General features: G+C 73.2%; 16 protein-coding genes. 8 read left to right on the top strand and 8 right to left on the bottom strand.

Going from position 1 to position 14,438, the window contains the following annotated elements; translation table 11 throughout:
• Window positions 1–160 precede the first annotated feature (160 nt).
• The 4 genes from ABTY56_RS19385 to ABTY56_RS19370 form a co-directional block, all read right to left on the bottom strand.
• Window positions 161–1,033: a sulfurtransferase gene (locus ABTY56_RS19385; protein ID WP_350630145.1), complete on the bottom strand. Its 873-nt coding sequence runs from the start codon at window positions 1,031–1,033 to the stop codon at window positions 161–163.
• A 238-nt stretch (window positions 1,034–1,271) separates the two neighbouring features.
• The gene (locus tag ABTY56_RS19380; protein ID WP_350630144.1) at window positions 1,272–2,354 is read right to left on the bottom strand and encodes a class I SAM-dependent methyltransferase; all 1,083 of its coding nucleotides are present in this window, start codon (window positions 2,352–2,354) and stop codon (window positions 1,272–1,274) included.
• Between the two features lie 168 nt (window positions 2,355–2,522).
• Entirely contained in the window at window positions 2,523–2,849 is a 327-nt protein-coding gene (locus ABTY56_RS19375) for a hypothetical protein (protein ID WP_350630143.1), read from the bottom strand.
• 153 nt (window positions 2,850–3,002) lie between these two features.
• Window positions 3,003–3,887, bottom strand: coding sequence for a polysaccharide deacetylase family protein (locus ABTY56_RS19370; RefSeq protein WP_350630142.1), 885 nt, complete (start codon window positions 3,885–3,887; stop codon window positions 3,003–3,005).
• Window positions 3,888–4,096: 209 nt separating this feature from the next.
• Between ABTY56_RS19370 and ABTY56_RS19365 the strand changes: the two genes are divergently transcribed.
• Complete coding sequence (locus ABTY56_RS19365; protein ID WP_350630141.1) at window positions 4,097–4,954, top strand: SAM-dependent methyltransferase; 858 nt, start codon at window positions 4,097–4,099, stop codon at window positions 4,952–4,954.
• Between the two features lie 84 nt (window positions 4,955–5,038).
• Here the strand turns inward: ABTY56_RS19365 and ABTY56_RS19360 are convergent, their stop codons facing one another.
• Entirely contained in the window at window positions 5,039–5,908 is an 870-nt protein-coding gene (locus ABTY56_RS19360) for an Fpg/Nei family DNA glycosylase (protein WP_350630140.1), read from the bottom strand.
• Window positions 5,909–6,030: 122 nt separating this feature from the next.
• Here ABTY56_RS19360 and ABTY56_RS19355 point away from each other — a divergent pair, with 122 nt between their 5' ends.
• The 5 genes from ABTY56_RS19355 to ABTY56_RS19335 all read left to right on the top strand — a co-directional run bounded on the left by ABTY56_RS19355 (window position 6,031) and on the right by ABTY56_RS19335 (window position 9,506).
• Window positions 6,031–6,492, top strand: a complete 462-nt coding sequence (locus ABTY56_RS19355; RefSeq protein WP_350630139.1) for an SRPBCC family protein — start codon at window positions 6,031–6,033, stop codon at window positions 6,490–6,492.
• 98 nt (window positions 6,493–6,590) lie between these two features.
• On the top strand, window positions 6,591–7,250 hold the full coding sequence (locus tag ABTY56_RS19350; protein WP_350630138.1) for a hypothetical protein: 660 nt from the start codon (window positions 6,591–6,593) through the stop codon (window positions 7,248–7,250).
• A 166-nt stretch (window positions 7,251–7,416) separates the two neighbouring features.
• Window positions 7,417–8,211: a DsbA family protein gene (locus ABTY56_RS19345; protein WP_350630137.1), complete on the top strand. Its 795-nt coding sequence runs from the start codon at window positions 7,417–7,419 to the stop codon at window positions 8,209–8,211.
• Window positions 8,208–8,843, top strand: coding sequence for a vitamin K epoxide reductase family protein (locus ABTY56_RS19340; protein WP_350630136.1), 636 nt, complete (start codon window positions 8,208–8,210; stop codon window positions 8,841–8,843). The genes ABTY56_RS19345 and ABTY56_RS19340 overlap by 4 nt, the downstream gene beginning before the upstream one ends.
• A gap of 78 nt (window positions 8,844–8,921) precedes the next feature.
• The gene (locus ABTY56_RS19335) at window positions 8,922–9,506 is read left to right on the top strand and encodes a dihydrofolate reductase family protein (RefSeq protein WP_350630135.1); all 585 of its coding nucleotides are present in this window, start codon (window positions 8,922–8,924) and stop codon (window positions 9,504–9,506) included.
• 31 nt (window positions 9,507–9,537) lie between these two features.
• On the opposite strand, the gene ABTY56_RS19330 is transcribed toward ABTY56_RS19335, so the two are convergent.
• Genes ABTY56_RS19330 through ABTY56_RS19320 form a run of 3 tightly spaced genes read right to left on the bottom strand, consistent with a single transcriptional unit; the run spans window position 9,538 to window position 12,474 of the window.
• Window positions 9,538–10,521 carry an adenosine deaminase gene (locus ABTY56_RS19330; protein WP_350630134.1) on the bottom strand — a complete coding sequence of 328 codons (984 nt, stop codon included), beginning with the start codon at window positions 10,519–10,521 and terminating at the stop codon, window positions 9,538–9,540.
• A 55-nt stretch (window positions 10,522–10,576) separates the two neighbouring features.
• Entirely contained in the window at window positions 10,577–11,884 is a 1,308-nt protein-coding gene (locus ABTY56_RS19325; RefSeq protein WP_350630133.1) for an MFS transporter, read from the bottom strand.
• Window positions 11,881–12,474, bottom strand: a complete 594-nt coding sequence (locus ABTY56_RS19320) for an ArsR/SmtB family transcription factor (protein WP_350630132.1) — start codon at window positions 12,472–12,474, stop codon at window positions 11,881–11,883. Before ABTY56_RS19320 ends, ABTY56_RS19325 begins: the two co-directional genes overlap by 4 nt.
• A gap of 159 nt (window positions 12,475–12,633) precedes the next feature.
• Between ABTY56_RS19320 and ABTY56_RS19315 the strand changes: the two genes are divergently transcribed.
• Together ABTY56_RS19315 and ABTY56_RS19310 are read left to right on the top strand one after the other, a co-directional pair.
• Window positions 12,634–12,915, top strand: coding sequence for a DUF6158 family protein (locus ABTY56_RS19315; RefSeq protein ID WP_350630131.1), 282 nt, complete (start codon window positions 12,634–12,636; stop codon window positions 12,913–12,915).
• A gap of 121 nt (window positions 12,916–13,036) precedes the next feature.
• Window positions 13,037–14,425 (top strand): NADP-dependent succinic semialdehyde dehydrogenase, encoded by a 1,389-nt coding sequence (locus tag ABTY56_RS19310; RefSeq protein WP_350630130.1) that lies wholly within the window; start codon window positions 13,037–13,039, stop codon window positions 14,423–14,425.
• The last annotated feature ends 13 nt before the right edge of the window (window positions 14,426–14,438 follow it).

Raw genomic sequence — 14,438 nt, 5'->3', positions numbered from 1 at the left:
TCCATGTCCCGGTGATCCCCGCTCCACTCCCCAATTGTGAGATGTTCATGAAAAGAAACGCGCCGAAATGACGCCGTCGCAGCAACGCCGCGACGCCGTCACCTCACCCCACCGAACCCCCGCCCTCGACCCCGCCCGGACCGCAGGTGTCACCCGCCGCTCAGGCCCCGAGCGTCACCGGCGCCCGGACCAGCGAGCCGTACTCCGTCCACGAGCCGTCGTAGTTCTTCACGTGCGGGTACCCGAGCAGTTCGGTGAGCGCGAACCAGGTGTGCGCGGACCGCTCCCCGATCCGGCAGTACGCGATCACCTCGCGCTCCGTCTCCACGCCCTTGCCCGCGTACAGCGCCCGCAGCTCCTCCGCCGACCGGAACGAGCCGTCGTCGTTGGCCGCCTGCGACCAGGGGATGTTGATCGCGCCCGGGATGTGCCCGGGCACCTGCGCCTGCTCCTGCGGCAGGTGCGGCGGCGCGATCAGCTCGCCCCGGAACTCGGCCGGCGAACGGACGTCCACCAGGACGGCGTCCGCCCCGGGCTTGGCGAACACCTCGGCCTTGGCCAGCACCTCGTCCCGCAGCGCCCGCAGCTCCGGCCGCTCGGGCCCGGTCAGCCGGTAGCCGGTGTGCTGGTAGTCCATCACCTCGCGGGTCAGTTCGCGGCCCTCCAGCTCCCACTTCTTGCGCCCGCCGTCCAGCAGCCGCACCGGCCCGAAGCCGCGCAGCCGCAGCAGCCAGTAGGCGTACGCGGCGAACCAGTTGTTGTTGCCGCCGTACAGCACCACGGTGGTGTCGTCCTCGACCCCGGCCGCCCGCAGCAGGTGCTGGACGCCGTCGCGGTCGACGTAGTCGCGGCCGACCCTGCTGTGCAGGTCGGTGGTCCAGTTCCAGCCCACCGCGCCGGGGATGTGGTCCCGGTCGTACGCGGTGGTGTCCTCGTCCACCTCGACGACCCGGATCGTCCCGTCGTCCAGGTGGTGGGCCAGCCACTCGGTGCGGACCAGTGCCTCGGGGTGTGCGTAACCGTTGCCGGTCATCCCGGGCCCTCCTTGCGTGCCGTGGGCGTGCCGCGTCGCCGTGAACGTGCGCTCGGCGAACGTACGCTCGGCCGTGCACGTCGGGCACCGGCGACCGGACCGGACAGTTCGAACGTACGCCGACCGCCCGGCCCGGGCCACCCCTGCCGCTCAGCCCCTCAGACGCCCCGCAGACCCCGCCCCCTGCCGCTCGGCCCCTCGCCGCTCAGCCGTCGTCCCGCGGACCCCGCCCCGCCGCTCAGCCCCTCGCCGCGCCGTCCGGCCGCGCCACGTAGTACAGGTTCAGGATGTCCCCCTCGACCCGTTCCACCTCGACCGGTCCGAACCCGGCCTCGGTCAGCATCCGCCGGGCGGTCTGCTCGCCCCAGACCGTCCCGAGCCCCTCCCCGCCCTCGCCGAGCGAGACCGTCATGCAGTAGAAGGTCGAGAAGGTGTAGAGCGCGGGGGCGAGCGGATGCTCGACGTTCTCCTCCAGCCTGCTGCTGGCGGCGACGTCGCCCATCAGGAAGACCCCGTCGGGCCGCAGCGCACCGGCGATGGCGGCGAGCGTGCGGGTCGGCCGGGCGAGGTCGTGGATCACGTCGAACGCCGTGACCAGGTCGTACGATCCGCCGATCGCGGCCGAGTCCGCCACCTCGAACCGGGCGTTGTCCAGACCGAGTTCGGCCGCCGAGGCGCGGGCGGCGGCGATGCCGTTCTCGGCGATGTCGATCCCGGTGACCCGGCTGGCCGGAAAGGCCTTCGCCAGCACCGTGACGGCGTGCCCCTCCCCGGTACCGACGTCCAGCACGTCGATCCCGGCCCGCAGCCGCTCGGCCAGTCCGGGCACCAGCGGCACGATCGCGTCCACCAGCGCCAGGTCGTACACCCGGGCGCTCTCCTCGGCCTGCAGCTGCTGGAAGCGCGGGTACGCCGAGTACGGCATCCCGCCGCCGGCGCGGAAGTGGCCGAGCAGTTCCTGCTCGACCTCGCCCATCATCGCCAGGAACGGCATCATGGCCGCCAGGTTGTCCGGCCCGGCCGCCCGGGTCAGTGACACCGCGTGCTCGGGCGGCAGCGCGTAGGTGCGCCGCTCCGGGTCGTACTCGACGAAGCCGGCGACGACCATGCCGCCCAGCCATTCGCGCACGTAGCGCTCGTTCAGTCCGGCGGCCCGCGCGACCTCCTCGCTGCCGGACGGGGCGAGACCCGCCATCACGTCGAAGAGCCCGCTCTGGTGGCCGAGGCTGGTCATCAGCCCCAGGCAGGCGTCGTTCAGGACGTCCAGCACGCGTCCGGCGAAGGCCTCCTGCTTCTCCGCGTCCAGTTCCCGTACGGACATCGTTCCTCCTCCGTCGGCGGGACCAGCGAAACCCTCCCGTCCTCACGCTACGCCGCCACCGCCGGCGCGACCGCCCCGAACGGACGACCGCCCCGAACGAACGGGCGGCCCGGCGCCCGGTCACCGCCGGTCACCGGGCCGCCCGTGACGTCGCCCGTGCGGTCCGCCTCAGGAGAAGATGACGGAGCGCAGCTTCAGCCGGTCCCCGAGCCTCTTGCCCGGGTTCATGACGTAGAAGACGTCGCCGCCGCAGTCGGAGTCGAGGAACACCGTGGCCGTCGAGTCGGTGAAGTTCTCCGGCGCGAAGGCCGGGTGGTCCTCGGTGGCGCCGAAGAGGTTGTGGCACACCCGGCTCTCCGGGTCGGCCAGTCCGGCGGGGACCCCGGGGCCGACCTTGTAGAGGAAGTCGCCGGCGGCGGCGTTGGCCGAGGTGGGGACGGCGAAGACGAGGGCGACGGCGCTGGCGACGGCGAGAACGGTGTTGCGGAGACGCATGGGTGAGGGCCTTTCAGGTGGTACGCGGCGGTACCTGGTTCATTGGTGCAATATCACCCTAGAGGCCCAAAATCCGCAGAAACGGTTCTTCCAATCCACCCGTTCGAGTGGTTTACGCGGCAAAGCCGCTACCCGCGACCCGTAGGGATGTCCTCAGTTGGGCGGAGCCGTGAAGAGGTACCCCGAGTCGACGAGCACCGGCAGGTACGCCTTCAGTGCCGCCACCGTCTGCGAGCGGTCGCCCCCGCCGTCGTGGTTGAGCACGATCGACCCGGGCCGGACGTCCTTGAGAACGGTGTCGATGATCGCCGACGTACCCGGGCGCGACCAGTCCCGCGGGTCCACCGACCAGGCCATGTTCCGCATCCCGAGGTCGGCGGCCACCTTGAGCGACTCCGGGGACCAGTCCCCGCCCGGCGCGCGGAACCAGGTGGGCTGCCGGCCGGTGGTCTTCTGCAGCAGGTCGGAGGTGCGCACCAGTTCGTCCCGCACCTTGGTGGCGGACAGGCTCCGCAGGTCCGGATGGGTCCAGGTGTGATTGGCGATGTGGTGGCCGTGATCCGCGATCTCCCGCACCAGCGCCGGGTGCTCGACGGCGCTCTCGCCGATCAGGAAGAAGGTCGCCCGGATCCCGTACTGCTGGAGCAGCGCCAGCACGGTGGGCGTGTGCCGGGGGTCGGGCCCGTCGTCGATGGTGAGCGCGACCACCTTCCGCGCCGCGTCCAGCTCGTACACCGGCTTGGTCTCGGCCTCGGTGAGCACCTTGCGCACGGGCACCACGCTCGGCGCAGCGGTGGCCGAGGGAGCGGCGGATGCCGCGACCGGGGGCGCCGCCGAGGCGGAGGCGGCCGGCGCGGCACCGGGTGCCCCCTCGGCCCCGGCCGGCATCACCGGAAGGGCGATCTCGTCCACGCCCGCCTCGACCCTGCCCTCCCCGTCGTTCCAGGGAGCCCGGCAACCGGCGGCCGTCCCCAGCAGGGACATCCCGGCCGCGACCAGCAGCAATCTTCGCGAAGTAATCTGACGATCTGACAGCATTCTGAATGCTTCCCCCGAGCGACGCCGCCGCTCCCCGGAGGCAACTCCTACGGACCCGATCACCACTCTTCCGGCCCAACGGCGACCGCGCGTCGACCCCGGCCCCCGGGCTCTTCCGCCGCTCTTCCCGGCCGGGCGCCCGGCTTCCCGGCCGGACCGCTACGCTGTGCCTTCTCCAGTGTGATGATCTGCCATCAGAGGACGTGGCCATGACGACAAGTCAGGACTTCCCCCAGCAGGGTCCGCAGGACGACGCCGCCGAGCTGAGCCAGTGGGAACGTTTCGGCGTCGACACCACCACTCCGCACTCGGCCCGCGTCTACGACTACTGGCTGGGCGGCAAGACCAACTTCCCGCCGGACCGCGCCATGGGGCAGGCCATCGAGCAGGCCGTGCCGAGCGTCAAGGAGATGGCCAAGGCGAACCGTGCCTTCCAGGGCCGGGCCGTCCGCCACCTGGCCCGGGAACACGGCATCCGCCAGTTCCTCGACCTCGGCACCGGCATCCCCACCTCGCCCAACACCCACGAGATCGCCGAGTCCGTCAGCCCCGGCACCCGGGTGGTCTACGTCGACAACGACCCGATCGTGCTCGCCCACGCCCGCGCGCTGATGGTCTCCAGCCCGGCCAGCCGCACCACCTACATCCACGCCGACCTGCGCAAGCCCGAGGAACTGTTCGCCGACCCGGCGCTCACCTCCACCCTCGACCTCAGCCGGCCGGTCGGCCTGCTGATGATCGCCGTGCTGATGCTGATCGCCGACGAGGACGACCCGTGGGGCCGGGTCGCCGCCCTGCGCGACGCCCTGCCCGCCGGCAGCTGCATCGCCCTCACCACCCCCACCCCGGACTTCGACCCGGAGGCCGTCGGCAAGGTCGCCGAGGCCGCCCGGGCCGGCGGGATGACCCTGGTGCCGCGTTCCTACGACGACGTGGTCCGCTTCTTCGACGGCTGGGAGCTGGTCGAGCCGGGCGTCGCCCCCGTCCTGGCCTGGCGTCCCGACGGCGAGCCGCCGGCCGACCCGAAGGCCGCGTACTACTGGGGCGGCGTCGCGATCAAGCGCTGAACCGGCACCGGGCGGGACGGCCCCGTGCCGTCCCGCCCGACCATCCGGCCGAGGTGAGCCCGGCCGGGGACACCAAGGCCGGGCTCACTTGAGCAGCCGCGACATCCGCCGGTCCGCCAGTGGCTTGCCCCCGGTCTGGCAGGTCGGGCAGTACTGCAGCGAGGAGTCCGCGAAGGACACCTCCCGCACGGTGTCCCCGCAGACCGGGCACGGCAGGCCGGTCCGGCCGTGCACCCGCAGCCCGAGCTTCTTCTCCGCCTTCAGCTCCCCCGCCGCCAGCCCGTGCGAGCGCTCCACCGCCTCGCGCAGCGTGCCGCCGAGCGCCTCGTACAACCGCGCCGTCTCCTCCTCGGTCAGGCCGGCCGCCAGTTTGTACGGCGACATCCGCGCCGCGTGCAGCACCTCGTCCGAGTAGGCGTTGCCCACCCCCGCCAGTACGGTCTGGTCCCGCAGCACGCCCTTGATCCGGCGCCGGTCGGCCCGCAGCAGCGCGGCGAAGGCATCCAGGGTGAAGTCCGGGTCCAGCGGGTCCGGACCGAGCCTGGCCACGCCCGGCACCTCGGCCGGGTCCTTCACCACGTAGACCGCGAGGCCCTTCTTCGTGCCGGCCTCGGTGAGGTCGAACCCGTCCCCGGCCTCGCCCGCCAGGCGCAGCCGCAGCGCCAACGGGTTCTTCGGGCTCGGCCGCGGCGGCTCGACGGGCAGGCTGTCCTTCCAGCGCAGCCAGCCCGCCCGGGCCAGGTGGACGACCAGGTGCAGCCCGCCGGCCTCGATGTCGAGGAACTTGCCGTGCCGGGTCACCGGGCCGACCGTCCGCCCCTCCAACGCCGTCACCGGCGGGTCGTACGTCTTCAGCGCGCTGATCGCCACCGGCTGCACCCGGGCGATCACACGCCCGGTCAGCCGCTCGGACAGGAAGGCGCTCAGCGCCTCGACCTCGGGCAGCTCCGGCATGCGCCCAGTCTCCCGCACGCCACCGCCCGCCGCGCGCCCTGCCCACCGGACGCCCCGCCCCCACCCATTGCCCGCCCCCACCCCGAAGCGCAGGCTGGAACGGAGGGAGGTGCCCCGCCACCATGAGCACCCTTGAGGAACAGATCGACATCGCCGCCCCCGTGCTCGCCGCCTGGGAGCAGCTGCACCGGGTGCACGACTACCCGCGGTTCGTCGACGGCGTGCGCAGCGCCCATCCGCACGGGCGCAACCTCGCACACCTCGGGGTGGAGATCGGCGGCGCCGAGCGCTCGGTCGACACCGAGATCACCGACCGCGGCAAGGGCCGGGTGATGGCCTGGCGGACGCTGGAACCGGTCCGGCTCAGCGGTGCGTTCGCCCTGCTGCCGCTCGACGCCGGGCACACCCGGGTGCAGATCCGGGTGGAGTACGACCCGGAGGCGGTGCACCGGGCGTTCGGCGGGCCGCGCGGCTTCGCCCAGGCCGGGGCGATCGAGCGGACGGTCCGTGAGGACCTGCAGCACTTCCGGGAGCTGGTCGAGGACCGGGTGAGTGCCGCCGACGATCCGCCGCAGGAGCCGTAAGAAGCACATAAGCCCAGCTCAGCGCGGGTGGTGAGGCTCTTCACAGGACCCGGCCGGACCGGCCGGTCTGCTGTCGACCTGTGGCAGACTCGGGTCCCATGGACATCGGCCCGGTCACCAGGACGCTCCGCGCGGCGGTCTTCGCCGCGCTGGTCGTGCTGCTCGCCGGGCTCGGCCAGGTGCTGGTCACCGGCCGCGCGCTGCCGGTCGGACCGATGCTCCTCGCCTCGGTCGCCGTCTTCACGGTGGCCTTCGCACTGGCCGGCCGCGAGCGCGGCTACCCGGCGATCGCCGCGGTGTTCCTGCCGCTGGAGCTGGGCGCCGGCGCGCTGTTCGACATCGCCCAGACCACCTGTCCCTCCCTGCCGCCCGGCTCCGGGCACGGCCTGCAGCCGCTGCTGTGCGGCGGCGGTTCCCTGGGTGGCTTCCTCCTCGGCCACGGCGTCTCCCAGCAGACCGGCGTGTTGCTGCTCCTGCTGCTGCACACGGTGATCGCGCTGGCCGGCGCGTACTGGCTGCGCCGCGCGGACGCCGCGCTGGCGGGTCTCGCGCGGACGATGCGGATGCTGGGCGAGTTCCTGCACCGGCACCTGCCGGCCGCCGCCCGCCGGCTGCTGCTGCTCGCCGCGCCCGTCCCGGCCCGCCCGGTGGCGCGGGTGCCGTTGCCCCCGGCCAGTCGCGCGCTGGTCCCCGCCGAGGACGTCGTCGTCCGTCCGGCCGTCCGGCGCGGTCCGCCGGTGTTCGCCCTGGCCGTCTGAGCTTTCGCCCGACCCGGGCCTCCCGCCCGACCCCGGGCCCCTTCGCCCGACCCGAGCCCCCCGCTCGACCGGCGCGCCCCCGCTCACCCGGCCGTCTCTCCCCCGCGCAGGCCCCGACCGGCCGCGCCCGCACCTCCGCACTCCCGAGAGCACAGGACGACACCCCATGAGCAACGCCCGCAAGACCGACCGGAAGACCTCCGCCACCGAGCGCATGCGCACCGCCCGCGCCCAGGCCGAGCGCTCCGACCGCATCCGCCGCCGGGTGGTGGTCGGCGCCGCCTCCGCGGCCGTGCTCGCGCTCGCGGCGGGCGTGGCCTTCGCCGTCGGCGGCTCCTCCGGCTCGGGTTCGGACGCCGCCGCGAACGGCCCGCTGGTCGTCCCGGCCAACGCGACCGGCGCCGGCGGCACGGTGATCACCTACGGCAAGGCCGACGCCCCGCACACCCTGGAGATCTACGAGGACTTCCGCTGCCCGTACTGCGAGCAGCTGGAGACCACCACCGGCGGGACCGTCCAGCAGCTCGCCGACGCCGGCACGTACAAGGTCGAGTACCACCTGGCGACGTTCCTGGACAAGAACCTCGGCGGCAAGGGCTCACGCACCGCGCTGGCCGCCGCCGGCGCCGCGCTGAACGAGGGCGTGGACAAGTTCAAGCAGTTCCACGACGTGCTGTACGCCAACCAGCCGGACGAGCGCAGCGACGCCTTCGGCGACGTCAACCACCTGCTGGACCTGGCCGGCCAGGTGCCCGGGCTGAAGACCGACGCCTTCGTGAAGGCCGTCCAGGACGGCACCTACGCGCCGTGGGCGGCCAAGGTCAACGAGGAGTTCGACAAGAGCGACGTCACCGGCACCCCGACCGTCAAGCTGGACGGCCGGAAGCTGGACGTCCTCACCAACGGCAAGGCCGTCTCCCCCGAGCAGTTCACCGCGATGGTCAAGCAGGTGACCGGGTGACCGCCCCCGCGCCCACTGCCACGGCCGCCGCCACCCGGACGGCCTACGGCGCCGGCCGCCCGTTCGCCTGGCTGCTGCTGATCGGCGGCGCGGTCGGCCTGTTCGCCTCCGCGGTCCTCACCCTGGACAAGATCCGGCTGCTGAAGGACCCGTCGTACGTCCCCAACTGCAACATCAATCCGATCATCAGCTGCGGCTCGATCATGCGCAGCGAGCAGGCCGAGGCCTTCGGCTTCCCCAACTCGCTGATCGGGCTGGTGGCCTTCGGTGTCGTGATCGCGGTCGGCGCCGGACTGCTGGCGGGGGCGACGTACCGGCGGTGGTTCTGGCTCGGCCTGCAGGCCGGGACGGTCTTCGGGATCGGCTTCGTGACCTGGCTGATGTACCAGGCGCTCTACCGGATCGGCGCGCTCTGCCCGTACTGCATGGTGGTGTGGGCCGCGGTGATCCCGCTGTTCTGGTACACCACGCTGCACAACCTGCGCTCGGGCGTGATCCCGGTCGGCCCGCGCCTGCGGGTGGTCGTCCGGGAGGCGGCCCGCTACCACTGGGTCGTCCCGGCCCTGTGGTACGCGGTGATCGCGCTGCTGGTCCTCAACCGGTTCTGGTACTACTGGAGCACCCTGATCTGATCCCCGTCCGCCGTCCTCCCGTTCCCCTCCGGGGCGGGACGGGAGGGGCGGCGGACCACTCCTCCCCGTGGGGGCGCCATGCGACGCAGGATCGTCCTCTTCGTCTCCGTCTCGGTCGACGGCTACTTCGAGGGCCCGGACCACGACCTCACCTGGAACCTCGTGGACGACGAGGTGCACACCCACTTCAACCGGGAACTCGCCCGGATGGGTGCGTTCCTCTCCGGCCGGGTGACGTACGAGCTGATGGCCTCGGTCTGGCCGACCGCCGACCAGGACCCGGCCGCCGACGCCCCGATGGTCGAGTTCGCGGGCATCTGGCGCGCGATGCCGAAGGTCGTCTTCTCCCGCACCCTCGACCGTGCCGACTGGAACACCACGGTCGTCCGCGAGGTCACCCCCGAGTCGATCGCCGCCCTCACCGCCGGCCCGGGCGGCGACCTCTGCCTCGGCGGCGCGAAGCTGGCCGAGTCCTTCCTCGCCCAGGACCTGATCGACGAGTTCCGCCTCTACGTCCACCCCGTCGTCCTCGGCCGCGGCACCCTGTTCTTCCGGCCGACCGACCACCCCACCCCGCTCACCCTGAAGGACACCCACCGCTTCACCAACGGCGTCACGCTGCTCCACTACGCACGCAGCGGCCCGTCACCACTGGACGGGTGACGGGCCGCTGCGGCAGCCGGGTCCGGGCAGCTCAGAAGACGAACTCCTCGACCTCCGCGAGGAGTTCGGCCCGGCGCCGGTCGTCGAGGAAGGAGGCGCGGAAGGAGTTGGCGGCCAGGTGGCGCAGGGTCTCCTGGTCCAGACCGAGGGCCTCGCGGACGGCGCGGAAGTTGTCCCCGACGTAGCCGCCGAAGTACGCCGGGTCGTCGGAGTTGACGGTGACCAGCAGGCCGGCCTCCAGCATCTCGCGCAGCGGGTGGTCGGCGAGCGTGTCGATGCAGCGCAGGCGCACGTTGGAGAGCGGGCAGAGGGTCAGCGGGATCTGCTCGCGGACCAGCCGGGCGACCAGTTCGCCGTCCTCCAGGCAGCGCAGCCCGTGGTCGATCCGCTCGACGCCGAGGACGTCCAGCGCCTCGGTGACGTACGAGGCCGGGCCCTCCTCGCCGGCGTGGGCGACGCGCCGCAGTCCGGCCTCGGCGGCCCGGCGGTACACCTCGCGGAACTTCGCCGGCGGGTTGCCGACCTCGGCCGAGTCCAGGCCGATGCCCGCGATCCGGTCGAAGTAGGGGCGGGCGGCCTCGAAGGTCTCCAGCGCGGACTCGGCGGACTCGTCCCGCAGGAAGCACATGATCAGCCGGGTGCTGATCCCGTACCGCTCCTCGCTGCGCGACAGCGCCAGGGTCAGCCCGTCCACCACGACGCCCAGCGGCACCCCGCGCGCGGTGTGCGCCTGCGGGTCGAAGAAGATCTCCGCGTGCCGGACGCCCTGCTCGGCGGCCCGCGCCAGGTAGGCGTCGGCGAGGTCGGCGAAGTCGTCCTCGGTGCGGAGCACGGCCATCAGCGCGTAGTAGAGGTCCAGGAAGGACTGCAGGTCGCTGAAGGAGTACGCGGTGCGCAGCTCCTCGGTGTCGGCGTACGGCAGGTGGACCCCGTTGCGGGCGGCGAGCTCGAAGGCGAGTTCGGGCTCCAGGGTGCCTTCGATGTGCAGGTGGAGTTCGGCCTTGGGAAGTGGCATGAGCGATCTGTCCGAGCGTCGGCGGAGGAACCCGAAGGTATGGCGAGGATTCATCCTACGATCTTGGGGATCTGCGCACCGGTTCCGCCGCTCCGCCGGGCAGGTCCCGGACGGTGCGCAGCGGCGACAGCAGCGGCAGCACCGAGCACAGCGCCAGCAGGCCGGTCATCACCCACATGGTGGCACGCAGCCCGATCGTCGCGCCCAGCGCGCCGCCGGCCAGGGCGCCGAGCGGGATGGTGGCGTGGTTGGCGCACATCGAGGCGGCCGTGACCCGGCTGAGCAGTGCGGGCGGGAGGTAGGACTGCCGGAAGCTGCCGAGCACGACGTTGCAGAGCACCACCGCCGCGACCACCACGAGTGCGCCCACCACGTAGAGCACCATGCCGAGGCCCGGGTCGGCCAGGGCCATCAGCATGCCGAAGGGCGCCAGCGTGAGCAGCACGATCCGGACCGCGCGGGCGGTGCCCAGGCGTCGGCAGAGCGGCCGGGCGGCCAGCGCGCCGAGCACGCCGCCGACCGCGCCGGCCGAGGCGAGTCCGCCGACCCAGCCGGGGGCGACCCCGGCCTCCCGGACCAGGAACAGCGCGGTGATCGACTGGTAGCCCTGGAGCGCGAAGTTGGCGGCCGCGCCGTACAGGGCGAAGGAGCGCAGGTAGGGGTCGCGCAGCAGGTGGGCGAGCCCCTCCCGGGCCTGCCGGAGCAGCCCCTCGGTCGCGGGCTCGGCTGCCGCGGGGCGGGGCACGGTCCGGATCCGCAGCAGGGTGACGGTCGCGATCAGGAAGCTCACGGCGTCGGCGAGCAGCCCGGTGGTGGCGCCGAGCACCTGGACGGTCAGGCCTGCCAGGCCGCGCCCTGCGACGTCGGCGGCCGAGGCGCTGCCCTGCAGCTTGGCGTTGCCCTCGATCAGGTCCTCGGGCGCGACGAGTTCGGGCAGGTACGCCTGGTGGGCGGCGTCGAAGAACACCGTCGTGGCCCCGGTGAGCAGCGCGACGGCGAGCAGGTGCGCGAGGGTGAGCACCCCGAGCCAGCCGGCCACCGGCACGCTGGCGAACAGTACGGCGGAGCCCAGGTTGCAAACGATCATCACGGCCCGTCGGGGCATCCGGCCGACCCAGACCCCGGCGGGCAGGCCGAGGACCAGCCAGGGCAGCCAGACCGCGGCGGTCAGCACGCCCGCCGCGAGCGGCCCGGCGTCCAGCGCCAGTACCGCGACCAGCGGCAGCGCGACGGAGGTGATGCTGCTGCCGAGGCGGCTGACGGTCTCGCCGGCCCAGAGCAGTCGGAAGTCGCGCTCGGCGAGCAGGCCCCAGCGCGCGCGGGCGGACCCGGCTGCCCGCTCGGGGGCGAGGAGCGCGCTCACGGCCTGGCCGGGACGCTGTGGGCGAAGGCGAGCACGGTCTCCCGCTCCCGTCCGTCCTCGGGCACCGGGCGGTCCGCCCACTTCTGGATGACCGCGTGCAGGTCCGCCGCGAGGTCCCGGGCCTCCTCCGGGGTGAGCCGCAGCCAGCTCTGGGTGGCCACCGAGCAGCCGTCGCGCCATTCGGGCGCGTAACCGCCGCGTCGCACCGACCATTCGCGGACCAGCTCGACCTGGCGTTCCAGGAGGATCGAGCCGGCCGCGTCGGCGACGGCCTCGGTGACCGGGTCCCCGTCGAAGTCGGCCCTGGTCCAGCTGAGTTCACGGTCGGCGAGCCGCCACCAGCGCTCGCGCCGGTCCCGGGCGAGCTCGGGCGCCTCTTCGATCAGCCCGCTCTCGGCGAGCACCTTCAGGTGGTGGCTGACGTTGCCGACCGCCTGCTCGGTGCGGTCGGCCAGCTTCCCGACCGTGGCCGGGCCGTCCACCTTGAGCAGGTCGAGCAGGCGGCGGCGCAGCGGGTGGGTGAGGGCGGCGAGCACCCGGGAGTCGGAGATCTCCCGGGCGCCGCGCGGTTCGTCCGTGGGGTCGGTCATGCCGGGAGGATATCCACGAGAACTCTTGTACGACAGTCCTTTTACAACTCCTCTTGTATGACCGGTCAGGCCCCGCCCGGACGCTCCGATCGAACGGGTGTACCGGTGGCGGCCACCGGGCACCCCGTAGGAGGGGACTTCCGCCGAGGAGGTACCGAGATGCGGCACGCCGACGCCACGCACATCCGGCCCGCGGGCATCTCCCCGCACGCTCTGGGCAACGACACGCTCCTGCACGAGCTGGAACAGCTGCACCGCACGCGCCACGAGACCTTCCTGTACGGCTCGGAGGAGGCGCTGAAGCGGCACACGCTGCGCACCGGCCAGCTGGAGGCCGAGTACCTGCACCGCTTCCCCGACCGGCAGGTGACCGCCGGGCGGACCAGGGCCGGCGCGCGAGCCAGGGAGGCCGCGGCCCGGGTGGAGTCGCTGCCGGAGTGACGGGACGGACCCGGGCCGCACGGCGGGACACGCCGGGCGCGCCGTGGCGTGCCCGGAGCCGGGCTGTCGGGGAGGGTGTGAGGGCAGACGCACCGGACCCGAACCCCCATGGGAGCCCCGCATGCCCATCGCCAGCGTCAACCCCGCGACCGGCGAGACCCTGGAGACCTTCGAACCGCTCGACGCGGCCGGCATCGAGCGGCGGCTGGCCCTCGCCGAGTCCACCTTCCACGCCTACCGCACCACCCCGTTCGCCGCCCGCGCCGAGCTGATGCACCGCGCCGCCGACCTGCTGGACCAAGACCTGGAGGCGGTCGCCCGCACCATGACCGAGGAGATGGGCAAGCCGCTCGCCGCCGCCCGCGCCGAGGCCGCCAAGTGCGCCAAGGCGATGCGCTGGTACGCGGACAACGCCGAGGCGCTGCTGGCCGACGAGCACCCGGCCCCGGCCGACGTCACCGACTCCGGCGCCGCCCGCGCCTACGTCCGCTACCGCCCGATCGGCCCGGTGCTGGCCGTGATGCCGTGGAACTTCCCGTTCTGGCAGGTGATCCGGTTCGCCGCACCGGCCCTGATGGCGGGCAACGTGGGCCTGCTCAAGCACGCGTCCAACGTGCCGCGCACGGCGGTCGCGATCGAGGAGCTGTTCCGACGCGCCGGCTTCCCGGAGGGCTGCTTCCAGACGCTGCTGATCGGCTCGGGCGCGGTCGAGGGCGTGGTCCGGGACCGGAGGGTCGCCGCGGTCACCCTCACCGGCAGCGAACCGGCCGGGCGCGCCGTCGCGTCCGCCGCGGCGGACGAGGTCAAGAAGGCCGTGCTGGAACTGGGCGGCAGCGACCCGTACGTCGTCCTGCCGAGCGCCGACGTGGACGCCGCGGTGCGGACCGCCGTCCGGGCCCGGGTGCAGAACAACGGCCAGTCCTGCATCGCCGCCAAGCGCTTCATCGTGCACACCGAGGTGTACGACCGCTTCACCGCCGGGTTCACCGGGGCGATGCGCGCGCTGAAGGTCGGCGACCCGATGGACGAGTCCACCGACGTCGGCCCGCTGGCCAGCCGCCAGGGCCGGGACGACCTGGAGGAGCTGGTCGAGGACGCCCGGACCCACGGCGCCCGGGTGGAGTGCGGCGGCGGGCGCCCCGAGGGCTGGGACAGCGGCTGGTTCTACGAGCCGACGGTGCTGACCGGGATCACCCCGGCGATGCGGATCCACCTGGAGGAGACCTTCGGCCCGGTCGCCACCGTCTACCGGGTGGCCGACCTGGACGAGGCGGTCGCGGTCGCCAACGACACCCCGTTCGGCCTCAGCGCCAACGTCTGGACCACGGACGGGGCCGAACAGGAGCGCTTCGTCCGCGACATCCAGGCCGGCGGGGTGTTCTTCAACGGGATGACGGCCTCCCACCCGGCCCTGCCGTTCGGCGGCGTCAAGCGCTCGGGCTTCGGGCGGGAGCTGTCCGGGCACGGGATCCGGGAGTTCTGCAACGTCACCACGGTGTGGATCGGCTGAGCCCTCCCGGAGC

The sequence above is a fragment of the Kitasatospora sp. NPDC097691 genome (assembly GCF_040302665.1).
Taxonomy (GTDB): domain Bacteria; phylum Actinomycetota; class Actinomycetes; order Streptomycetales; family Streptomycetaceae; genus Kitasatospora.
This window is presented reverse-complemented; position numbering and strand designations above follow the sequence as displayed.